Origin of the sequence: Natronococcus sp. JC468, from assembly GCF_012163165.1 — an archaeon.
Classification (GTDB): Archaea; Halobacteriota; Halobacteria; order Halobacteriales; family Natrialbaceae; genus Natronococcus; species Natronococcus jeotgali.
The window spans coordinates 247,807-269,607 of the sequence record NZ_JAAVUO010000001.1; the positions used below are offsets into that span (position 1 = coordinate 247,807).

24 protein-coding genes are annotated in these 21,801 nt (G+C 68.0%); 15 read left to right on the forward strand and 9 right to left on the reverse strand.

The window, feature by feature from the left end:
• Nucleotides 1–89 precede the first annotated feature (89 nt).
• The 3 genes from mfnA to metG all read left to right on the forward strand — a co-directional run bounded on the left by mfnA (nt 90) and on the right by metG (nt 3,866).
• Nucleotides 90–1,187 (forward strand): tyrosine decarboxylase MfnA, encoded by a 1,098-nt coding sequence (gene mfnA / locus GWG54_RS01350; RefSeq protein ID WP_280842082.1) that lies wholly within the window; start codon nt 90–92, stop codon nt 1,185–1,187.
• Nucleotides 1,187–1,513, forward strand: a complete 327-nt coding sequence (locus GWG54_RS01355; protein ID WP_167936060.1) for a hypothetical protein — start codon at nt 1,187–1,189, stop codon at nt 1,511–1,513. The genes mfnA and GWG54_RS01355 overlap by 1 nt, the downstream gene beginning before the upstream one ends.
• 259 nt (nt 1,514–1,772) lie before the next feature.
• Nucleotides 1,773–3,866, forward strand: a complete 2,094-nt coding sequence (gene metG, locus GWG54_RS01360) for a methionine--tRNA ligase (protein WP_167936061.1) — start codon at nt 1,773–1,775, stop codon at nt 3,864–3,866.
• Nucleotides 3,867–4,006: 140 nt separating this feature from the next.
• Here metG and GWG54_RS01365 read toward each other — a convergent pair whose 3' ends face one another.
• Nucleotides 4,007–4,294: a GYD domain-containing protein gene (locus GWG54_RS01365; protein WP_167936062.1), complete on the reverse strand. Its 288-nt coding sequence runs from the start codon at nt 4,292–4,294 to the stop codon at nt 4,007–4,009.
• A gap of 118 nt (nt 4,295–4,412) precedes the next feature.
• On the opposite strand from GWG54_RS01365, the gene pyk reads away from it, so the two are divergent.
• The 5 genes from pyk (at nt 4,413) to GWG54_RS01390 (ending at nt 9,242) form a co-directional block, all read left to right on the forward strand.
• The gene (gene pyk, locus GWG54_RS01370; protein WP_167936063.1) at nt 4,413–6,173 is read left to right on the forward strand and encodes a pyruvate kinase; all 1,761 of its coding nucleotides are present in this window, start codon (nt 4,413–4,415) and stop codon (nt 6,171–6,173) included.
• A 46-nt stretch (nt 6,174–6,219) separates the two neighbouring features.
• Nucleotides 6,220–6,540 (forward strand): hypothetical protein, encoded by a 321-nt coding sequence (locus GWG54_RS01375; protein ID WP_167936064.1) that lies wholly within the window; start codon nt 6,220–6,222, stop codon nt 6,538–6,540.
• Between the two features lie 63 nt (nt 6,541–6,603).
• Entirely contained in the window at nt 6,604–7,206 is a 603-nt protein-coding gene (locus GWG54_RS01380; protein WP_167936065.1) for an NfeD family protein, read from the forward strand.
• A 59-nt stretch (nt 7,207–7,265) separates the two neighbouring features.
• Nucleotides 7,266–8,465, forward strand: a complete 1,200-nt coding sequence (locus GWG54_RS01385; protein ID WP_167936066.1) for an SPFH domain-containing protein — start codon at nt 7,266–7,268, stop codon at nt 8,463–8,465.
• 159 nt (nt 8,466–8,624) lie between these two features.
• Nucleotides 8,625–9,242 (forward strand): MarR family transcriptional regulator, encoded by a 618-nt coding sequence (locus GWG54_RS01390; protein WP_167936067.1) that lies wholly within the window; start codon nt 8,625–8,627, stop codon nt 9,240–9,242.
• A gap of 61 nt (nt 9,243–9,303) precedes the next feature.
• Here GWG54_RS01390 and GWG54_RS01395 read toward each other — a convergent pair whose 3' ends face one another.
• A complete protein-coding gene (locus tag GWG54_RS01395; protein WP_008427125.1) occupies nt 9,304–9,537 on the reverse strand; it encodes a hypothetical protein in 234 nt (77 codons plus the stop codon).
• A 167-nt stretch (nt 9,538–9,704) separates the two neighbouring features.
• Entirely contained in the window at nt 9,705–10,238 is a 534-nt protein-coding gene (locus tag GWG54_RS01400; protein WP_167936068.1) for a DUF84 family protein, read from the reverse strand.
• Between the two features lie 207 nt (nt 10,239–10,445).
• On the opposite strand from GWG54_RS01400, the gene GWG54_RS01405 reads away from it, so the two are divergent.
• Nucleotides 10,446–11,426 (forward strand): transcription initiation factor IIB family protein, encoded by a 981-nt coding sequence (locus tag GWG54_RS01405; protein ID WP_008427121.1) that lies wholly within the window; start codon nt 10,446–10,448, stop codon nt 11,424–11,426.
• Between the two features lie 48 nt (nt 11,427–11,474).
• On the forward strand, nt 11,475–12,179 hold the full coding sequence (locus GWG54_RS01410) for a type I 3-dehydroquinate dehydratase (RefSeq protein WP_167936069.1): 705 nt from the start codon (nt 11,475–11,477) through the stop codon (nt 12,177–12,179).
• 440 nt (nt 12,180–12,619) lie between these two features.
• Here the strand turns inward: GWG54_RS01410 and GWG54_RS01415 are convergent, their stop codons facing one another.
• From GWG54_RS01415 to GWG54_RS01425, 3 genes are all read right to left on the reverse strand, one after another.
• Complete coding sequence (locus GWG54_RS01415; RefSeq protein WP_167936070.1) at nt 12,620–13,147, reverse strand: DUF1102 domain-containing protein; 528 nt, start codon at nt 13,145–13,147, stop codon at nt 12,620–12,622.
• A gap of 435 nt (nt 13,148–13,582) precedes the next feature.
• Entirely contained in the window at nt 13,583–14,767 is a 1,185-nt protein-coding gene (locus tag GWG54_RS01420; protein WP_167936071.1) for a DUF5305 domain-containing protein, read from the reverse strand.
• A 17-nt stretch (nt 14,768–14,784) separates the two neighbouring features.
• Nucleotides 14,785–15,438 carry a signal peptidase I gene (locus GWG54_RS01425; RefSeq protein WP_394352913.1) on the reverse strand — a complete coding sequence of 218 codons (654 nt, stop codon included), beginning with the start codon at nt 15,436–15,438 and terminating at the stop codon, nt 14,785–14,787.
• Nucleotides 15,439–15,851: 413 nt separating this feature from the next.
• Here GWG54_RS01425 and GWG54_RS01430 point away from each other — a divergent pair, with 413 nt between their 5' ends.
• Genes GWG54_RS01430 through GWG54_RS01440 form a run of 3 tightly spaced genes read left to right on the forward strand, consistent with a single transcriptional unit; the run spans nt 15,852 to nt 17,395 of the window.
• The gene (locus GWG54_RS01430; RefSeq protein WP_167936072.1) at nt 15,852–16,421 is read left to right on the forward strand and encodes a hypothetical protein; all 570 of its coding nucleotides are present in this window, start codon (nt 15,852–15,854) and stop codon (nt 16,419–16,421) included.
• Nucleotides 16,418–16,939 (forward strand): hypothetical protein, encoded by a 522-nt coding sequence (locus GWG54_RS01435; RefSeq protein WP_167936073.1) that lies wholly within the window; start codon nt 16,418–16,420, stop codon nt 16,937–16,939. Before GWG54_RS01430 ends, GWG54_RS01435 begins: the two co-directional genes overlap by 4 nt.
• A 30-nt stretch (nt 16,940–16,969) precedes the next feature.
• Nucleotides 16,970–17,395, forward strand: a complete 426-nt coding sequence (locus tag GWG54_RS01440) for a zinc ribbon domain-containing protein (protein WP_167936074.1) — start codon at nt 16,970–16,972, stop codon at nt 17,393–17,395.
• Nucleotides 17,396–17,416: 21 nt separating this feature from the next.
• Here GWG54_RS01440 and GWG54_RS01445 read toward each other — a convergent pair whose 3' ends face one another.
• Entirely contained in the window at nt 17,417–18,622 is a 1,206-nt protein-coding gene (locus GWG54_RS01445) for a 3-dehydroquinate synthase II (RefSeq protein WP_167936075.1), read from the reverse strand.
• A 151-nt stretch (nt 18,623–18,773) separates the two neighbouring features.
• Between GWG54_RS01445 and GWG54_RS01450 the strand changes: the two genes are divergently transcribed.
• Entirely contained in the window at nt 18,774–19,448 is a 675-nt protein-coding gene (locus GWG54_RS01450; RefSeq protein ID WP_167936076.1) for an HAD family hydrolase, read from the forward strand.
• 7 nt (nt 19,449–19,455) lie between these two features.
• On the opposite strand, the gene GWG54_RS01455 is transcribed toward GWG54_RS01450, so the two are convergent.
• Together GWG54_RS01455 and GWG54_RS01460 are read right to left on the reverse strand one after the other, a co-directional pair.
• Complete coding sequence (locus tag GWG54_RS01455; RefSeq protein WP_167936077.1) at nt 19,456–19,995, reverse strand: hypothetical protein; 540 nt, start codon at nt 19,993–19,995, stop codon at nt 19,456–19,458.
• A gap of 45 nt (nt 19,996–20,040) precedes the next feature.
• Complete coding sequence (locus tag GWG54_RS01460; protein WP_167936078.1) at nt 20,041–20,610, reverse strand: SprT-like domain-containing protein; 570 nt, start codon at nt 20,608–20,610, stop codon at nt 20,041–20,043.
• Nucleotides 20,611–20,688: 78 nt separating this feature from the next.
• Between GWG54_RS01460 and GWG54_RS01465 the strand changes: the two genes are divergently transcribed.
• Nucleotides 20,689–21,654 carry a purine nucleoside permease gene (locus GWG54_RS01465; RefSeq protein ID WP_167936079.1) on the forward strand — a complete coding sequence of 322 codons (966 nt, stop codon included), beginning with the start codon at nt 20,689–20,691 and terminating at the stop codon, nt 21,652–21,654.
• Nucleotides 21,655–21,801: the final 147 nt, after the last annotated feature.

Genomic DNA, 21,801 nt, shown 5'->3' on the forward strand with positions numbered 1-21,801 from the left:
AACAACCCCGTCGTGCCACGTTCGAGCAGACCGCCACCCTCGAGGACGAACCGTCCGGAAGGAACGCAACTACTAAGCGGCTGACCCGACTGCTGAGTGATATGCAAGCGGAGCCGCAGGCGTTCGACCGGGTCCTCTCGTCGATGTGTACGGAGCCCCACCCGGACGCGCGCGATGCGGCCGAACGGTTTCTCGCGACGAACCCCGGCGACCCCGCCACCTACCAGCGGGTCGCGGCCCTCGAGGACGAGGCCGTCGCCCTGCTCGGCGAGATCGCGGGTCTGGCCGACCCCGCCGGCTACGTCGCCAGCGGGGGAACGGAGGCGAACGTCCAGGCGGTCCGGATCGCCCGCGAGCGGACCGACTCGCCGAGACCGAACGTCGTCGTCTCCGAAGCAGCCCACTTCAGCTTCCAGAAAGCCGCGGACGTCCTCGAGGTCGAGCTTCGGCTCGTCCCGACCGACGACGACCACCGTGCGGACCTCGAGGCGGTTCGGGCCAGCGTCGATGCCGACACCGCCCTGGTCGTCGGCGTCGCGGGAACCACGGAGTACGGTCGGGTCGATCCGATTCCCGAACTCGGCGAGATCGCCGACTCGGTCGGTGCCCTGCTCCACGTCGACGCCGCCTGGGGCGGGTTCGTCCTTCCCTTTACGGACTACGAGTGGGGCTTCGATCACGCGCCCGTCGACACGATGGCGATCGATCCCCACAAGATGGGCCGGGCTGCCGTGCCCGCGGGCGGACTGCTCGCACGTTCGGAGTCGCTGCTCGACGAGCTCGCCGTCGACACGCCCTACCTCGAGTCGACCGCCCAGGCAACGCTGACGGGAACCCGCTCGGGAGCCGGCGTCGCAAGCGCCGTCGCGGCAATGCGGACGCTGTGGCCCGAGGGCTACCGCGAGCAGTACCTCCGCTCGCAGCGCAACGCCGAGTGGCTGGCCGACGCCTTAGAGAAGCGCGGGTACGAGGTCGTCGACCCGACCCTGCCGCTGGTCGCGGCGTCGGTCCCCCGACCGACGTTCGAGGCGCTCCGGGCGAAGGGGTGGCGCATCTCCCGGACCGCGACGGGCGAACTCCGGGTCGTCTGCATGCCCCACGTCACCCGCGAGATGCTCGCCTCCTTCGTCGCCGATCTGGACCGACTCGAGGTGCGCGCGAGCGTTCCCGTCGCCGGCGACGACTGATGGACCGACTCGACGGCGTCGCGCTCGTCGGCGTGCTCGGTCTCGCCGCGTCCTCGGCGGTGCTCGAGGGGGCCGTCGTCGCGGCGCTGCTCGGCGGCTTCCTGCTGTCGCTGTCGACCTGGCGGCTCCGCGGGGGTCGGCCCTGGGAGGCGCTGGCCTGGCTGGCGTGGGTCGTCACCGCCGTCGCGGCAGTGTTGCCCCTCGGGGGCGCGCCGTTCGCCGTCGTCTTCTTCGGATCCATGCTCGTCGGTCTCGCGTTGCTGCTGGGCAGCCGAGCCGGCCAACTGCCGGACGTCTGGACCACGGGCTCCGACTCGGGAGAGTGACTCGAGCGAGTGCGCGGTAGGTTTTTGTCGCTTCCGGAGCGACGACGGAGTACGATGACAGCGTGCGCTGCGATCGGTGCTCGTTCTATGCGGAGGCAGCGCTAGCGCCGTCGGGAGGAGAGCCGCGAACCACCGGTCATACGGTCGCCGCGCGGACTCGAAACCCGGCTGCTCGTCCCGACGCAGACGCGGATCGTCCCGTTCGAACGATCGACCGAAAACCGGCGGGTTTTACGCCCGCCACCGACAGACCACAGATATGAGCACCGACGACTTTCCGACGGACAGTCCCGCGATCGTCACCTGCGGGTTGCCCTACGCGAACGGCGACCTCCACATCGGCCACCTGCGGGGGTACATCGGCGCGGATGCGTTCAGCCGCGCGCTCGAGACGCTCGGCCAGGAGGTCGCGTACGTCTCCGGCTCGGACATGCACGGCACGCCCGTCGCGGTCAACGCCGAACAGGAGGGCGTCGACCCCGCGGAGTTCGCGCTGGAGTGGCACGAACAGTACGAGGAGACGTTCCCGAAGTTCAACGTCGAGTTCGACAACTACGGGCACACCCACGACGAGACCAACACCGAACTCACCCAGGAGATCGTCCGAACCCTAGACGAGGAGGGGTACGTCTACGAGAAGGAGATCCAGGTCGCCTACGACCCCGACGCCGACCAGTACCTGCCCGACCGCTACGTCGAGGGGACCTGCCCCTACTGCGGCGCGAAGGCCCGCGGCGACGAGTGCGACGAGGGCTGTCAGCGCCACTTAGAGCCCGGCGAGGTCGAGGACCCGAAGAGTACGATCACCGGCAACCCGGCCGAGTACCGCGAACGGACCCACAATTTCTTCCGGGTCTCGGAGTTCGCCGACTACCTCACCGAGTTCCTCGACGGCCTCGAGGGGACCTCGAACGCGCGCAACCAGCCCCGCCAGTGGATCGAGGAGGGGCTGCAGGACTGGTGTCTCACGCGGGACATGGACTGGGGCATCGACTACCCCGGTTCCGAGGAGGAAGACGTCGTCCTCTACGTCTGGGTCGACGCCCCGATCGAGTACATTGCCTCGACGAAACAGTACAGCGAGCGCGTCGGGACCGAGGAGTACGACTGGGAGCGCGTCTGGAAGGAGGACGGCGAGATCGTCCACGTCATCGGCCGGGACATCATCCAGCACCACACGATCTTCTGGCCCGCGATGCTCGAGGGCGCCGACTACAACGCCCCCCGTGCGGTCGCCGCGACCGGCTTCATCACGATCAACGGGAAGGGGCTCTCGACGAGCCGCAACCGCGCGATCTGGGCCGAGGAGTACCTCGAGGAGGGCTTTCACCCCGACCTGCTGCGGTACTACCTGACGACGACCGGCGGCCTCCAGCAGGACGTCGACTTCTCGTGGGACGCCTTCCAGGAGAAGGTCAACGGCGAACTCGTCGGTACCGTGGGCAACTTCTGGTACCGCTCGCTGCTCTTTGCCTACCGGAACTTCGAGGGCACCCCGGACGCCGACGTCTCCGAGGAGGTCGAAGAGCGCATCGAGGGCGCCATCGGCGAGGTCCGCGAGGCGGTCAACGACTACTCACTTCGGGGTATCGGCCAGGCAGCGACCCGCCTGGCGCAGTTCGGCAACGAGTACATCCAGCGCAACGAGCCCTGGAAGCTCACCGACGACGATCCGGAGAAAGCGGCACAGGTCATCCGCGACTGCGTCCAGATCGCCAAGGCCGTCGCCGTGCTGCTCGAGCCGATCACCCCCGAGAAGTCCCAGCTCCTGTGGGACCAGATCGGCGAGGAGAGCGACATCGCGGACGCCGGTCTCGAGGCAGCCCTCGAGACGCCACCCCGGAACTTCGAGGAACCCGGCGAGCTGTTCGAGAAGATCGAGGACGACCGCGTCGCGGCGCTCAACGAGAAGCTCGAGGAGCGCGTGGCTGCGGCCGGAGACGAGGAAACCGAAAGCGACGAAACGGACTCGGACGAAGCCGGGGATATGGCAGACGACGAGACGACCGCTGACGACCTCGAGCCCCTGCTCGAGGACCGCATCGGATTCGACGAGTTTCAGGACCTGGACATCCGCGTCGGCCGCATCGAAGCGGCTGAGGGAATCGAGGGTGCCGACGACCTCGCCCGCCTCGAGGTCGACATCGGCTTCGAGACCCGCCAGGTCGTCGCGGGGATCAAGCAACTGCACGACCTCGAGGAGCTGCCCGGTCAGAAGTGTATCCTGCTGGCGAACATGGAGCCCGCCGAGCTGTTCGGCGTCGAATCGAACGGGATGGTCCTCGCGGCGGGCGAGGAGGCGGACCTGCTGACGACCCACGGTGACGCCGACGTCGGCGAGAAGGTTCGGTAGGCTACCTGCTCGGATACCTCGGAACGGTCCACCTCGTCGGCAACGAAACGGACACCGTCTGGCTGACGATGGTCGTGGTAGCCGTCGCGGCGTTGTGTTGTCGGTCGGTCGTTCGACCGTAGAAACGGCTGATCGCCGCCTCAGACTTCGTCGACGAGGTCCGCGAAGTCGTCAGTATCTTTCAGCGCCATCGTCTGTGCGTCCAGCCCGTGGCGGTGAAGGGTCAGTGCGGCCTTGTACGCCGCGTCCTGATCGGGCGCCTCGAAGATGACCAGGAAGTCGTGCTCGCCGAGTATCGCGTAGGAGTCCTCGAGCGTGGTATCGTGGTCCTCGAACTCCGTTCGGATCTCGCCCCAGACCGAGGCGAGCTCCTGTACGTTCTGGACGTCTCGGTCCGCGAGCTGCACGATGGAGGCGAACGTCGGCATACTCGGTGGGAGGGGCGAACGGCGGAAAACGGTTCCCGTGGCACACGACGGGCAAGATGTGTACTCGCGTCCGAGTAAACCAGGCAGCTTTTTGACTGCGCTCGCGCTAGCAGACGACATGAGAAACGCGAAGATCGTCTGTACCCTGGGTCCGGCTTCGGACGACCGGGACTCGATCGCGGCGCTGGCCGACGCAGGCATGTCCGTCGCGCGACTGAACGCGAGCCACGGGAGCCTCGAGGACCGGGCGGCGTTGATCGACCGCGTGCGCGCGGTCGACGAGCAAACCGACGAACCGGTCGCCGTCATGCTCGACATGAAGGGCCCGGAGATCCGGACGGCGCCGCTGCCGGAGGGCGAGACCGTCTCCATCGAGACGGGCTCCGAGATCGAGTTCGTCGAGGGCGAGGAGGCCGCTCCCGATCGGATCGGGCTCTCCCTGCCGATCGAGGAGGTCGAGGCGGGAGATCGGATCCTGCTGGACGACGGACTGATCGAGACGACCGTCCTCGAGCGTTCGGCGGGCGTCGTCCGGGCCCGTGTCGACACCGGCGGCGAGCTCGGCGGCCGCAAGGGCGTCAACGTCCCGGGCGTCGATCTCGATCTCGACATCGTCACCGAACCCGACCGGCGGGACCTCGAGCTCGGCGCGGAGAAGGAAGTCGACTTCGTCGCCGCGAGTTTCGTCCGCGACGCCGAGGACGTCTACGAGGTCAGCGAGGTGCTCGAGGAGTTAGGCGCCGAGGACGTCCCGGTCATCTCGAAGATCGAGCGGGCGGGCGCCGTCGAGAATCTCGACGAGATCATCGAGGCGTCCTACGGGATCATGGTCGCCCGCGGGGATCTGGGCGTCGAGTGTCCGATGGAGGACGTCCCGATGATCCAAAAGCGGATCATCCGCAAGTGTCGCGAGGCGGGGTCGCCGGTCATCACGGCGACGGAGATGCTCGACTCGATGGTCCACGCCCGACGGCCGACGCGGGCCGAAGCGTCGGACGTCGCCAACGCCGTGCTCGACGGCACCGACGCGGTCATGCTCTCGGCGGAGACGGCGATCGGCGACCACCCGACCGAGGTCGTCGACGCCATGGACAGCATCGTCCGCGAGGTCGAGGGCTCCGAGGAGTACGCCGAAACCCTCGAGCAACGCGTCCCGACCGCGGGCGAGGCCCGGACCGACGCCCTGGCCCGATCCGCGCGCTACATGGCCCGGGACGTCGGCGCCGACGCGATCGTCGCCGCGACCGAGTCCGGCTACACGGCGCTGAAGACGGCGAAGTACCGCCCCGGGGTTCCCGTCGTCGCCTCGACGCCGAACGACGACGTCCGTCGCCGGCTCGCGCTCTCGTGGGGCGTGACGCCGCTGTACGCCCGCGTCTCCGATCAGGGCGCCGACGCCGTCGTCGAGAAGGCGGTCCAGGCGGCGCTGGACGCCGGCGTCGCCGACAGCGGCGACACCGTCGTCGTCCTCTGTGGCATGATGACCGACCTCGAGGGCGCGAACACGACGAACATGATGAAGGTCCACGTCGCCGCGGACGCCCTGACGACGGGGCGGGTCGTCGTCGAGGGACGGACGACCGGGCCGATCGTGCGCCTCCGGAGCGGCGACCTCTCGGGGATTCCCGACGGCGCGATCGTCGCCCTCGAGTCCGAGTTTGACGACGAGTTCGAGGGCGACCTCGACCGCATCGGCGGCATCGTCAACGCCCAGCGGGGGATGACGGGGTACCCGGCGCTGATCGCCCGCGAGATCGACGTCCCGATGATCAGCGGCGCCGACGTCGCCGAGCTCGAGGACGGGGCGACCGTGACCCTCGACGCCGAACGCGGCGTCGTCTACGGCGGCACGATCGGCGACCGTACCGAGCGAAACTGACCGCGTCGACCGCGGGTTTTTGATCGCGGCGCCACAACGTGTCGGCATGGCAGGCGACGCCTCCGGCGACCGACGCGAGGGTGACGACCGGACGCGGGACCGTCCGGCGGAGCCGACCGACGAGCGCACGACGGTCCGAAACGTCCGCGGCGCCGCGGACGCCAGCTCGGCGACCGACGGCGACCGAATCCCGATCGACCTCTCGAGCGACCGCGCGGACGAGAGCGAGGACGATCCCTACGCCCCGGAGCCGAGTTCGACGCCGATCGAACCGGGCGATCCCGCCCTCGAGAACGTCCTGTTCGTCGTCCTGGGGGCGGCCGCGATGCTGCTCGTGCTCGTCCGCGTGGTCTCGCTTCCGTTCTGATCGAGTTCGGCGCCGATCCGGCCCCACTAAACATTTAATCGCAGCGAGACCTTAGCATGGGACATGATCGAAGTTCTCCTCGAGAACATCCCCCTCGCGTTGCTGGCGGCGGGTCTCGTGTTGATGGGGCTCGAGGCGCTGTCGCCGGGGGCCCACCTCATCGTCATCGGCATCGCCCTGGTCGGCGCGGGACTCGTCGGGGTGGTGTTCCCGCCGGCGGCCAACGTGCTCGTGCTGGCGGCGCTGACGCTGGCGATCGGGCTCGCCGCGACCTACGTCTACCGCGAGTTCGACTTCTACGGCGGAAAGGGAACGCCCCAGACCTCCGACTCGGAGTCGCTGGCGGGGGCAACGGGGTACGCGACCGAGACCGTCACGAACCGCGGCGGCGAGGTCAAACTCGAGCAGGGCGGGTTCGCCCCCTACTACAGCGCTCGAACCGCGGGCGGTACCATCGAGGAGGGCGAGGAGATCATCGTCCTCGACCCCGGCGGCGGGAACGTCCTGACCGTCGAGTCGCTCGATTCGATCGGCGAGGACGAGATCGACCGTGCGCTCGCCCGCGAGTCCTCGAGCGCCGGGGAGCCGACGGTCGACGAGACCGGATCCGGGGACTCGAGCACTGACGACTCGATTCGCGAGCCCGAGACCGAGAAGTCCGGCTGAGCGGTCGCGATATGTTGGTTGGAGGAACATTTTTCCCCTCACCGCCACAAGATCGACGTATGGCGATCGAATTACTCCCCATGCAAACCGGCGGTGCACTGCTGTTTCTCGGTGCGCTCGTCCTCGTCGTCGTCGTCGCCGCGCTGCTCAGCGCGATCGAGATCGTCGACGCCTACGAGAAGCGCGCGCTGACCGTCTTCGGCGAGTACCGCAAACTGCTCGAGCCCGGGATCAACTGGGTCCCGCCGTTCGTCTCGAACACCTATCGGTTCGACATGCGAACCCAGACCTTAGACGTCCCCCGGCAGGAGGCGATCACGCGGGACAACTCCCCCGTGACCGCCGACGCCGTCGTCTACATCAAGGTGATGGACGCGAAGAAGGCCTTCCTCGAGGTCGACGACTACAAGAAAGCGGTCTCGAACCTCGCCCAGACGACCCTGCGGGCGGTGCTTGGCGACATGGAACTGGACGACACGCTGAACAAACGCCAGGAGATCAACGCCAAGATCCGCAAGGAACTGGACGAGCCCACCGACGAGTGGGGCATCCGCGTCGAGAGCGTCGAAGTGCGGGAAGTGAACCCCTCGAAGGACGTCCAGCGCGCGATGGAACAACAGACCTCCGCCGAACGGAAACGGCGCGCGATGATCCTCGAGGCCCAGGGTGAACGCCGCAGCGCCGTCGAGAAGGCGGAAGGTGACAAACAAAGCGAGATCATCCGCGCCCAGGGTGAAAAGCAGAGCCAGATCCTGGAAGCGCAGGGTGACTCGATTTCGACTGTCCTGCGGGCGAAATCCGCCGAATCGATGGGCGAACGCGCCATCATCGATCAGGGAATGGAGACGCTCGAACAGATCGGCCAGAGCGAGTCGACGACGTTCGTCATGCCGCAGGAACTGACCTCGATGGTCGGCCGTTACGGCAAGCACCTCTCTGGCAGCGACGTCAAAGAAGACGGCGACCAGCTCGAGAGCCTCGAGTTCGACGCGGAGACCCGCGAGCTGATCGGGCTCGACGACATCGCCGAAATCATCGGCGAGATCGATCAGGAAGCCGAGATGGACGTCGAGGCGATGGAACAGGAGGCCCAGGCGATCAAGGAAGGCGAGGATCCGTCCGAGATCACCGACCCCGACGAGGTGATCGAGGAGATGGACCAAGAGTTCCAGCAGACCGACGGCGGAACGCCGGAGTCGGCCGCCGACCCCGCGACAGAGGGTGACGAAGCCGCGGCCGACGACTCGAGCGCGAACTGAAACCGCCGACGGATTTTCTACCGGCTCCTCGAGCCGACACGGGCGAAACGTCCGAAACTGCGGGAAGTGCCGGCTTGCGGGACCGAGACGCGGTTTCGTACCAACCGAGACGGAGCGAAACCTGTTTTACCGCGGATCACATTGCTGACGGTAGTAATTATGACATCCTCCGAGGGGGTCGACGACGACAAGCGGTCGACCCTGCGCCGGTTCGCCGCGCTCGGCGCCAGTGCACCGGTAGCCGGACTCTCGGAGTCGGCGAGCGCCGACACCGGCGAGAGCGACGCTCGAGACGCGATCACGGGCTATCTCTCGACGACGCCCGGCGCGCACTTCTCGAAGATCCGCGACGACCTGCAGCTGGGCACCGGCGAGACCCAACACCACCTCCGCCGGCTCGAGGAACGGGGCGTCGTCGAGCGCTACCGGGACGGCGACTACAAGCGGTTCGTTCCGGCGGGACGGTTCGACGAGTTCGAAAAGCGCGCGCTGGGCTACCTTCGGCGGGACACGCCGCGGGGGATGTTAGTCGAGTTGCTGCTGGCGCCGGAGTCGACCGCCGGCGACCTGGCCGACGCCCTCGAGGTGTCGGCGCCGACGGTGAGCAAGTACGCCGGCGAACTCGAGGACGCCGGGCTGCTCTCTCGAGAGGAGGGGTACGCCCTCGAACGACCCGCAACCGTCCTCGTCCTAGTCGTGCGACACGCCGACTCGTTCGGCGATCGGGCGCGGCGACTCGCGCGGGACGCCGATCAGTACGTCGCCTACGACGGGTAGCGAGGCGTCTCACTCCTTCGTTTTCGAACGGAATTCGCGTCAGAAGCGGGCGCTTCGGCCGCTAGAGGCTGACCTTCCAGGTCGTGCTCGAGGAGTAGCCCCACTTTTCGATCTCGATCCCGGAGCCGGTTTCCTGGAGCGCGGTGATGTTCGATCCGACCTCCTTGGCCGTCATCCCCAGCTCCTCGCCGATGATGCGGGACTTGAAGTAGGTCTTCGTCGCCGCGCGTTCCCGGAGGTAGCGGAGGATTCGGCGCTGTTTGCTCGTGAGGTCGGTCGCCGTTGCGGTGCTCATACGAACGAATACGCCGGGAACGCTCTTAGGGGGTTTGGTACGACCGGTTAACTCCACGCCCGCTTGCGATCGGGCGGGGAAGCAACGACCGAATACCGGGGGCGAAACGAGGCGTTGGTACGGCCGGCTAATCGATCCGTTCCGACGACTGTCCGCGAAACGAGCGATTACCGGCCGCGGTCGAAGCGATCGTACTCCGGGACCAGCAACGGACCGACGCTGCAGGCGACCGCCTCGGCGAGGGCGCTGGACCGATCCGTGAGCCCGTTCGTGAGCGCCCCGGCGGCCCCGTCGGTTTCGGCGACGCCCTCCCGACCGAGGACGTCGTCCATCACGGGTCCGAGTTCCTCGCCGTCCTCGAGTCGGCGCTCGATCGCTTCGGGGAGCCTGAGCGTCGGCCCGCCGCCGCATTCGATCCGATCGCCATCGGTGGCCGCGCCCCACATGATCAGCGAGAGTCCGGGGGCGCCCTCGAGCCGTGCGACCCCGCCCTCGAGGCCGATCCCGTACTCGGCGTCGTCGGCGTCGAGGGCGCGCCTGGCTCGGTTCTCGGCGCCCGACACGGTCTCGGCGACCGATCGGGGCTGTTCGGACACGCCGGAGTCGACCGCGATCGGAGCGACCGTTGGCTCGTACCGCGCGAGGGCTCGTTCGACCGCGTCGACCTTCACCGGGTTCGTGCTCCCGACTGCGACGTCCATGCCCGACGGGTCGGTCCCGACCCGTTTGGTCCTCTCGTTTCGGTCCGGATCGGCGGCTCGTGTCCTACACGGATTTTGACCAAGATTCGGCTCTCGAGCCGAGAACGACGGCGATTCCGAAACCATTAACTCCGGTGTCTCGGAACCGAGTAGGTAACAACGCCGTCCGGATTCTGTACGCGACCCAGCCGGGCAGTAGTCGCCACCATGACTAACGCATCACCGAACACGAGAGTCCGACGTAGCGAACACGAAACGACCGACGAGACGACCGAGAGCGAGGAGAGCGACGTCGTCTGCCCCGAGTGTGCGGGCAACCTCGTCGTCGACGACGAACACGGCGAGACCGTCTGCGAGGACTGCGGACTCGTCGTCGAGGAGGACTCCGTCGACCGCGGCCCCGAGTGGCGCGCGTTCGACGCCACCGAGAAAAACGAGAAGTCCCGCGTCGGCGCCCCCACCACGAACACCATGCACGACAAGGGGCTGTCGACGAACATCGACTGGCGCAACAAGGACGCCTACGGCAACTCGCTGGGCTCCCGCCAGCGCGAGAAGATGCAACGGCTCCGCAAGTGGAACGAGCGCTTCCGTACCCGCGACTCCAAGGAGCGCAACCTGAAGCAGGCGCTGGGCGAGATCGACCGCATGGCCTCCGCGCTGGGGCTGCCGACGAACGTCCGCGAGACCGCAAGCGTGATCTACCGCCGCGCGCTCGAGGAAGACCTGCTTCCGGGCCGGTCGATCGAGGGCGTCTCGACGGCCTGCGTCTACGCCGCCGCACGGCAGGCCGGCGTCCCCCGCTCGCTCGACGAGATCGCCGACGTCTCCCGCGTCGAGAAAAACGAGATCGCACGCACCTACCGCTACGTCGTTCGCGAGCTCGGTCTCGAGGTCCAGCCCGCCGACCCCGAGAGCTACGTCCCCCGCTTCGCGTCGGGGCTCGAACTCTCCGACGAGGCCGAGCACCGCGCCCGCGCCCTGCTCCAGAACGCCAAGGAGAAGGGCGTCCACAGCGGCAAATCGCCCGTCGGCCTCGCGGCCGCCGCGGTGTACGCCGCCGCCTTGCTCACCAACGAGAAGACGACCCAGGCCGCGGTGAGCGACGTCGCCGACATCTCCGAAGTCACCATTCGGAACCGCTACCACGAGCTGCTCGAGGCCGAGGAAACCCTCGGCATGGCCTAATTCGCCGGAACGACACCGTTTTTCGCCGCCCCGTTCACACAACCGGCTATGGGTATCGACTTCGACTCGTTCGTCCTCGCCGCCGCGACCGCCGACCTGGCCGACGCCGACGAGCCGACGGCCCGCGAACACGCCGACGCCGTCGAGTTCCGGATGGATCTGACCGACGACCCCCTCGAGGCCCTCGAGGCGTACGACGCCGACCTCCCGATCATCGCGACCAACCGCGCCGCCTGGGAGGGCGGCGAGTGGGACGGCGACGACGGCGAGCGCCTCGCGGTCCTCGCCGAGGCGACCGCGTTCGACGCCGTCGGCGCGATCGACGTCGAACTCGAGTCGATCCTCGCAGGCGAGGCCGAGGCCGTCCTCGAGACCGCCCGGAAGCGGGGCGTCTCGATCATCGCGTCGACCCACGACTTCGAGGGGACGCCGCCTCGCGGCGAGATGGTCTCGACGCTGACCGAGGCGGGCAAGTACGCCGACGTGGCGAAGCTTGCGGTCACCGCGGAGTCGAAAGCCGATACGATCGCGTTGCTGTCGGCGACCGAGCAGCTGACCTACCACGGCGATCGGGTGGCGACGATGGCGATGGGCAAAGTTGGACGCCACACTCGAGCAGTCGCGCCGGTGTACGGCTCGCGGATCGGCTACGCGCCCGTCGACCCCGCCGAGGCGACCGCGCCGGGGCAGTACGACCTCGAGACGCTGTCGGAACTGGTCGCGGACCTCGACGGAACGACGACGGAGAGCTGAACGGGCGATTTCGGTGTGGTTTCGCCGCTTACGAACGGCGCCGTTTTCAGCGCTGGAAGCGTACCGTCCGGATTCGTCGGCGGAAACTGGGGACGACGAGTCCGGGACCGATCACGGGATGTCCGATGACGATTCCGAACTATCGGTCGAGGCGTGCACGGAGAGCCCCATCGCTTCGGCCGGGGGGTGTGACGAACACCTTCTCGAGATGTGAGTCGAACGGGCGTCAGAGTCGCTCGTCGTCGACGAACTCTCGGCCGCGATCGCCGCGGTACCAGCTCCGAGTCAAGCAAGGCCGTTGGTGACGAAGAGAGGGTGTACGCCGGGAATGGGCTGAACGAGGGGTCGGTGATGTCCGGGATTACGAACGAGGCGGCGTAGGTGATGAACAGATTATCGAAATACCGTTGCAAGAGAAGCGAACGGGTTGACTGTTGCGATCAATTACCACCGGACGCGTCCGCTTTCACCGTAATCGTCTCCGGTAGGTCGGAGTAGGAGTTCTCTTGGAGAAGGATCTCCACGTTGATGTACACCCTCTCACCGACGCCGATCGAGTAATTATTGCCGCTTTCCTCGATCGGGGTCGAGAAGTCCGGGGTGTTGTTGTTGGAGGTGCCGTACCAGTTGACAGCGTTGTTGACGTCGTCGTCTTCTATCCAAACCCCGACCGGTTGCGATCCTTGGTTTCTGATGTTGAAAACGCCGGTGAAGGAGTAATCCGAATTTTCGTTGATACCGTCCCCGCCAACTCCGGCGCCGTCGTCGAACGATAGCTCTAGCTGACTCCCGGAACCGTCCGCGTACGGGCTGCTGGCGTTGAGTGCCAGGAACGCGTTGCTATCGTCGACGACACCGATCCCGACGTCTCGCTCCACGTTGGCGAAATTGAACGCCCCGCTTCCGACGATCGCGCTTGCTCCGATGGCTGTACTTCCGGCACCGAACAGGAATTTTCGTCGTTCCATGGTTTCACCGTTGTCCGTGCACTTTCGCTGACGGCTAACCGTCTCTCGATGTCGCGGCGCCGTCACCGAGTGCACGTACCTCGTCCATGGATAGCACACCTCTTTTGTATACACTGGCAGGAGGTCTAACACTCCGACTCTGCAGTTCGGTATCGCTCGCCTGAGGTCGATCGCCGAAACGGTACGGGCCGCCAGCGAAGCCTGCAGGCGGAACGTGCTGCGTTGCACGGGCAGCTCGAGCTGTGAGACGACGGCACAAGCCGAGCCTGTCGGCCCTGCGTGACAGTTGTTCTCAGTGAAAGCGTTCGAACGCCGTCCTCGGATCGATCACTGACCGTCTGGCGAGGAGCCGGACGACGGAGGCGACGTCGCGCGTCCCGCCGCTCGAGCGAGGTTCCGACCGAACAATCCCACTCGACTCGAGAAACCCGACCGCTACGGGTCGGAGGCGTCGCTTCCGTTCCTCCGTTCGGCCGTCCCGCCCGAACCGTCGCCGACGACCGCGCGTTCCTCGGTCTTCCGGGAGTCGTACTCGCCGAGCTCGCTGCTCTCCTCGAGAACCTCGCCGCCCTCGAGCCCCTTGGGTGCGTACACGTACAGCGAGTCACCATCGACGACGTAGTACCGCCCGTCGCGTTCGTCCTCGATCACGCGGCGGTCGCAGTCGACGGCGACGTCCACGAGGTCCTCGAGGGTCGCGATCCGGATCGTCGACCGATCCCGGACGTCGGCCGGGAGCCGTCCCCGCGAGATCCAGTCGTCGAACTCCTCGCGCTCGTAGCGGGCGTCGATGCGCTCGAGTTCGGCCGCCGAGGGCGCGAGCGTCCCCTTTCGGTGGGCGACCCCGAGGACGCCGAGGGCCGCGACCGAGCCGACCCCGAGCAGGGCGAGGACGACGGCGCCGAGCCCGCCGGAGCTCCCCGCGACCGCGACCTCCTCGGTTCGCTCCTCGGTCCGTTCCTCGGCCGCGGGCGCCTCGACCGCGTAGGTCGCCTCGTCGGGCTCGAGAGCCATCTCGTAGGTGTCGACGCGATCGACCGGTTCGCCGTCGATCGTTCCCTCGACCGACGCGCGGACCACGACGGCGGTCTCGAGGGTCCCCGTCGAGTCGTTGAGATCGTCCCGGATCTCTTCGGCTTCCTCGGCCAGCTCGGGAACGTCGACGCTGAACGACGTAGCGTGCTCCTCGCCGGGTGCGAGGCCTTCGGTCTCGTCCTGGGCGATCGTCTCGTTCGTCACCCAGTACTCGGCGCGTTCCTCCTTTTCGTCCGCGTCCTCGACCGAGCGGATCACGCGGTCGGCCTCGAGAGTGACTGCAACGTCGCCGTCGCGCGCGTCGTACGTGTACTGGAACGTTGCCTCGAGTTCGGGTGCGACCTCCGCGAAGTACACCGACCGATCCGAGAGCTCGGTCCCGACCGGGAACACCTCGTTTTCCTCCTGCACCGTCGCGCCGTGGTCGAACCCGCCCGTGGTCGACCACGCCTCGACGGTTCGCTGTTCGACGTCCTCGTCGTCGGCGACCGCGCCGTAGGCGCCCCACCCTCCGAGGAGCGCGAGCGCGAGCAGGGCGACGACGACCACGACGAACCACTCGTCGAGCGCACTGCGAAGCCGCACACGCCGTCGGTCGCTGATCACGATCGATACCCCCCGCCGTTCGAGTCGCTGTGTCGTCGTTCGGTCATAGCTGTCAGTCGTTCACACCGCTCGAAGATCGCGAGCGAGACCCCGAGCACGACCAGACCGAACGCGAGCAGCAGGTTCGATAGCCCCTGTGTGCCGAGCACGGCGGTCGTGCCGAGCGTCGACGCCAGCCAGCGCTGACCCGACTCGAGGCCGCTCTCGAGGCTCATCACCGCGGTCCCGAGCTGCGGGATCGTCACCACCTCGCCGTTTATCTGGAGCGCCGTCGCGGCGACCTGGCCGTCGGTGACGACGGGTTCGCCGGAGTCCTGATCGGGGAACGGGTTCGCGTCGCCCTGGGTGACGTACCCCTGGTCGGTGGTCTCGACGACCCGGTGGGTCGTGAGCCCGCCACCCTCGATCTCCCGGGCGTCGAAGACGATCACGTCGCCCTCCTCGATCGGGCCGGCGACGGCCGACGGCACCGCGACGAACCCGTCGCCGGTCTCGATCGTCGGCTCCATGCTCCCGGTTTCGACGTAGCTGAGTCCGATCGGAACGCCGAGGACGTGCCCCGCGACGATCGCGAGCAACGCGAGCGCGACGACGCCGATCGCAGCGAGCTTTGCGACCCGTAGCGGTCCCCCCTGGTGCTGTGTACTCATCGTCCCCCTCGTCGGTCGGCCGTCCTCGCTCGGCCGGCCATCCGGAACCGACCACGACGAGGCGGCCCCTTACTATAGGCACGTTAGGTAACGTCTGGCACTGCATGTACCACGACAAGCCGACCCTGAACCGCACAGATAGCGTCGACCGACACGTCAAGGTGGCCTTGAACTGTAATGATGGGATCAAACGACCCGACAAGCGCGGCCAGCGCTACCGACCACTATCACGAATACGAACGGTCCGATACTCGGTATTTCGGCCGCTGCAGCCCTAGTATTTCGTCTTCTCAACAACGGTGTAATCGAGGCTATTCTTACACTCTCAATAATAAATACCGTCTGTACGTATGACACGGTGTCCCTCGCGATCACCGGGGAGTGACGGCGGAGGGACGAAGGGGGAGACCAGAATGAGCGTCAGCAAGCTAGACGACGAGGAGGTCGAGACGGGCGAACTGGACCGGGACGAAGTCTTCGAAATGTTGAGCACCCAGCGCCGGCGCTGGGTGCTCCACTACCTCAAACAGCAAGGCGAGGATCGCGTCGCCCTGCGAACGCTCGTCGACTCGGTTTCGTCCTGGGAGTACGAGACCCCTGCGGCCGAGCTGCCCTGGAAGAAACGCAAGCGCGTGTATACCTCGTTGCGCCAGTCGCACCTGCCGCGGCTCGACGAGTCCGGCGTCATCGAGTACGACCGCAACCGCGGCGAGGTCGCGCTCACCGACGAGGCCCGGAAGCTGCAGCTGTACCTCGAGTACGTTCCCGAGGACGACATTCCCTGGAGTCACTGCTATCTCGGCCTGTCGGGAGTCAGCGCCGCGATTACGGCGCTGGCGTGGTACCCGGTGTCCCCGGTCGGGGAGCTCTCGGCGGTCGCGCTCGGTGCCCTGGTGACCGCGATGTTCGGCGTCTCGGCGCTCGTCCACACCTACCACTCGCGGCGGAATCGACTCGGTCACCAGGGACCACCGAAACGATGAGCACGCGAATCGGGGTCGGTCTGATCGTCGTCGCGATCGCACTGCTAATCACCGCGACCGCCGGCGGGAGCGTCGTCTCGATGGAGCGCCCGCTCACCGTGGCGGTCGTCGACGACGAGGACGCGGACGTCGCCGTCGAACCCGTCGAGCCCGAAGTGCCCGACAACGCCGGGTCGGAGACCGCGACCGAGAGGGCGGACGAGAACGCGACGGACGCGCCGCCGTTGGGCGAGCGAGACCTGTTGCGGGTCGCGAACCGACTCGGCGAGCGGATCGAGATCACTGATCTCGAGTACCCCGACGGCATCTCGGACGTGTCGGGGTGGACTGGCACCGAGATCGAACCCGGCGAGACCGTGACCCTCGAGGGGACGGTCGACTGCGGCGAGTTCGAGTCGGACGAGTCGGAGCCGACGGCGACCGTCGAACTTTCCTCGAGCGACGTGACGGTCGCTCAAACCGTCGGTCTCGAGGTGGCGTGTCCGTCGAATCGATCCGACGGAAAACCGGAACGTTAAGGCGTCGCCCTGCGAGTGGACGGACGTACGATGTCCTGGATCCGCGCGCTCGCGGTCGTCGGTCTCTCCGTGCTCCTCCCCGGAGCGGGCCACGTGGTTCTCCGCGATTGGGTTCGCGGTCTCGCCTTCGGCGGGATCTTTCTCGCGTCGCTGGCGCTGTTTCTGCCGGCCGAGCAGCTGGCGGCTGCGGACTCGGTGACGGGAGCGGCGACCGTGATCACCAGCGAGACCGATCCACTCGATCAGTTCGTCGTCTCGTTTATCATCCTCTTCGCCGCGATCGACGCGACGTTTCGCTCGATGGGGTTCCCGCCGGGCTCGACGACCGGCGACGAGGACGGCCCGAGCTGTCCCGAGTGTGGCAAACCCCTCGACGAGGATCTCTCCTTCTGTCACTGGTGTACGACCCGGCTCGAGCCGGCCGAGCCCGGAACGGAGGAGCCGACGAACCCGTAGCGGCGATCCGCGACGGTCGAACTACTTTTCGATGATGCTCTCCTCGACCGCCTCGCCGAAGTGTCGCGCCGTGTCCTCGTAGTACAACAGGAGTTCGTCGCCGGCCTCGAGGTCGGTTACGGCTCTCCGGCCCGTGCTCGTGGGTACCTTGATCGTCTCGGCGTTCTGCAGCAGCGTCTCGATCCGATCGCCGTCGCTCGTCTCGAGGGCGACCCGGAACATCGGTCGCTGCTCGATCTTGACCCGACCGACGATCGCCTCGCGGGTGTTGCCGTCGGTGTCGACGATCTGGACCTCGTCGCCGCTTTGCAGCTCCGAGAGGTACTTCGTGCCGCCGTCGGGCGTGCGGACGTAGGCGTGGACCGCGCCCGCGTTGACCCGGAACGGACGGGAGGCGACGTAGGGGGACTCGGCGGTCTCGGCGTGGACGAACACGAGCCCGCGAGCCATCGAGCCGACGAGCATCCCCTCGTCGTGCTCGAGCAGCGAGCCGGTGTCGACACAGACCCGGTCGGCGCTGCCGATCTGCTCGACGTCTTTCACCTCGGCGTACTCCAGTTCCAGGGTCTCGCGCTCGGCCTCGTCGCGCACCTCGACGGTGCGGCGGATCTCGTCGGGATCGTCGGAGTCGAGCAGGACGGCGTCGGCGCCGATCTCGAGGGTCTCGAAGGCGGTTTTGGCCTCGTCGGCGGAGGTAACCCCCGCGACGAGGTCGGTCTCGTCGCCGATGCGTGCGATCAGGTTCTCGAGGGGAATGATCGTCCAGTCCTCGCCGACGACGATCGTGTGGTCGACCTCCTGGGCGGCCGATTCGGCGAAGGCCTCGTACTCTTTCCCGAGGATGCGGACGTACGCTCCCCGTTGTAGCTCGCCCTCGCGGCGCAGCGTCGAGAGGTCGGCCGACCCTGAGAGGTCGGTCGGCGGATCGATCGTGCCGTCGCCCTCGCCGTTCTTGCCGACGACGACGGCATCGGGCTCGGCGGTCGACTCCGATACCGACTCCGTTTCGGCCTCGTCGACGACGTCGACGTCGTCGACGAGCGTGACGTCCCCGTCGGTGCGAAACGCCGCGACGTTGATCTCGCCGAGCTCGCGAACGCGCTCGACGTCGCCCTCGTCGACCAGTACCCAGTCGGCGCCCGCCTCGAGCGCGGCCGTGATCCGCGCGCGGCGGTCGTCCCAGTCGCCGACGGCGTCGTCGGCTTTGACCCAGACTGCTCTCGTCATAGCTCGAGTCTCGAAGGGGAGCGGCTTGAACGTGGCGAATCCGACAGCAGTCGTGGGGATCGAAACTCCCGCGTGCGATACGAACTGTCGCGTGTCACCACCTGTCGCGGTACGAAACGTTCAGAACGATCGACCCCGTACGAGAAGCCAGATGGCTGCCTACGATGCGATCTGTTTCGATCTCGACAGCACCCTCTGCGAACCCACGCAGGATCCCGCCGCCGTCCTCGAGCGGTCCTTCGAGGGCGTCGACGCCGACCCCTTCTGTACACCCGCCGACCTCCGGGCGGCCGTGCCCGCCCTGCCGACGGCGGGAACCGCCGAGGAGTTCTACGAGGGACTGTTCGCCGAGGTCGCCGACCGGGCCGACGCCGATCCCGCCCTCGCCCCGGCGCTGGCGCGGCGGTACCTCGAGATCCGGGATCCTTCCGCCGTCCGGTTCCGACCCGGCGCCGAGGACGCCCTCGAGCGCGCCTGCGACCGCGGGCGAGTGGGGTTGATCACGAACGGCGGTCGGGAGACCCAGATCCAGAAACTGCGGGCGCTTGGCATCGAGGACGCCTTCGACGTCCGGGTCTACACCGATCCGAACGCCGGCGTCTACCCCAAGCCCGACGCCGCGCCGTTCGAGCGGGCGCTTGGCGCGCTCGAGGCCAGCCCCGAGCGGGCGATCCACGTCGGCGACTCCCTGCGGGCCGACGTCGCGGGCGCCAACGCGATGGGGCTGGACTCGGCGTGGATCGACGTCGGACGCGACGACGGCGCCCGCGAGCACGAGCCGACCTACGAGCTCGACTCGCTCGCGGGCCTCGCGTCGATCGTCTGAGACCGGACTACGCTTCGGGCAACAGATCGGTGTGGACGACCGCCCGATACCGGCTGTCGGTCGCCTCGTCCAGTCGCGCCAGCAGAGCCGCCACGGCCGGCAGCGACTCCGGGAGCTCGAACTCGTCGCTTCGCTCGCCGCGTTGCTTGCAGCGTTTGACGAACGAGCCGAGCGCCTCGAACTCGCCCTGTTGGACGTAGACGACCCCGAGTTCGTCGTCGCCCTCCGACACCCGCTCGCGCCAGGTCTCGAGGGCCGCCTCGACCGTCGAGCGGGCCGCACGCTCCCTGTCGGCGATGTCGGTCGCGTCGGGCCCCGCGCCGTCGAACAGTTCGTCGAAGGTGTCCTGAAGGTCGTCGGCGTTGTCGGCCAGCGACGGCGCCGCCTCGTCGGCCGCGAGCAGTTCCTCGAGGGCCTCGAGCTCGGTTCGGCGGACGGCGACCGGGTGGACGAACTCGTGGGTCTCCTCCGGGAGCATGTACGAACGGCCCTCGACGCCCTGTTGCCCCTCGCCCGACTTCCCCAGCATCAGATCGAGTATTCCCATGGTCGGACCTGTACTCGGTCCGCGGATAAGTGTTCCGCGCTCTCCTCACCAGTCGTCGCCGAGCGCGGCCTTCGCACCACCGTACCCGCTCGCGGTCTCCCAGCGCCGGCCGCTGTCGGCGTGTTCGACCTCGAGGGCGCCCCCGCAGTCGCCACACCGGTACCGCTTGGGCATCCGAACGGGCTTGGACGCGCGGTGGCGCGTCGCTCGCCAGTCGCAGTCGTTCCCCCGACACCGGAGCAGGTACCGCGGCTCGGCGAACGAGCGACAGCGACGGGGCGCCTCGAGCCGGGCCGCCAGTTCGCGAAACCGCTCGCCGTGGCCCGACTCGCCGGTGCGCTGGAACTCGAGGGCGTGGACGAGCTCGTGGCGCACGACCGCCGCGAACTCCGCCCACTCGTAGCGCTCGTAGGCGCGGCGGGCGAGGACGATCGTCGCCACCTCGCGGTCGGCGTCCCACCGACACAGTCCCGCGCGACGCCGCGCCCGCGCCGAGACGTCCCACTCGAGCGCGCCGAGGTCGAGCGCGAGGTCGTGTTCGTCGACGACCTCGCGGGCGTGGATCCGCGCGCGGGCGAGGAGCTCGTCGTCGACCGTGAGCGACTCCTCGGTCACGCCTCGACGGACGAAATCGATCCCCGAAACGGTTCCGGCTTCCGGCAGGTCTTTTCGGGCAGGCGGCGACCGTCGACCATGAGCGACCCTCCGATTCCGGAGCCGCGACGCATCGACCCGGACGACCCGGTTCGTTCCGCCGCGCTCGTCCTCGTCGCGGTCGCCGAACCGCCCCTGGACGAGCGCCGGCCCTGGCTCGAGCGCGCCGACCTCGTCGACGCGCTTTCCGTCCCGGGCGCCGACACGCCGATCTACCTCACCGACGACGGCGTCGCGATCACGACGACCGGGATCGGTAAGAGCGACGCGGCGGCGACGACGACCGCGCTGCTCGCGAGCCCCGGACTCGACCTCGAGTCGGCGTACGTCCTCTCGGCGGGGATCGCCGGCGGCCCGCCGTCTCGAGCCGCGCTGGGGTCGGTCGTCCTCGCGGACGCGGTCGTCGACTGGGATCGCAAGCACCGGTGGGATCGGGACGAGGCGGGCGAGAAGACAACGGACGACCCCGCCGGGTCGATCGACACCCTCGCCTACCGACCCCGGGATTACGTGCACCGACTCGAGGATCGGCTCCTCGAGTCGGCGCTCGACGCAGCAGACCGAGTCTCGCTCGAGCGCGATCCCGAGGTCCGGGCCTCCCAGCGACAGTATCCGGACGCCACCGATAGCGGGCCGACCGTCGAGGTCGGGACGACCGTCTGCGGCGACGAGTTCTGGCACGGACCGCGGTACGCCCGCGAGGTCGACTGGCTCTGCGAACGGTACGGGGTCGCCCCCTACGCGACGACCCAGATGGAAGACGCCGCGACGGCGACCGCCCTCGAGCGGTTCGGCCTGCTCGAGCGCTACCTCAGCGTGCGCGCAGTTGCCAACTACGACCGCCCGGCGCCCGGCGAGACGGTCGCGGAAAGCTTCGACGGAACCGCGGCGAGTCTCGCGCTGGCGATCGACAACGCCGAGTGCGTCGGCTCGGCGGTCGTCGAGGAACTGCTCGAGACGGATCCGCTCGGGGTCCGGGACGAGCGCGATCCGGTCGAAAAGTGAGCGGCGTCTCAGGCGCCGCGGGGTTCGGTCGTCGTCGGTGCCACGTCGTCCTCGAGCCGGGGGGCGCCGCCGCGGGGCCCCGCCCCCGCGAGGCCCCCCGTGGGGGGAGGGGGGCCCCCCGCCCCCGCCCCCCCCCCCCCCCCCCGG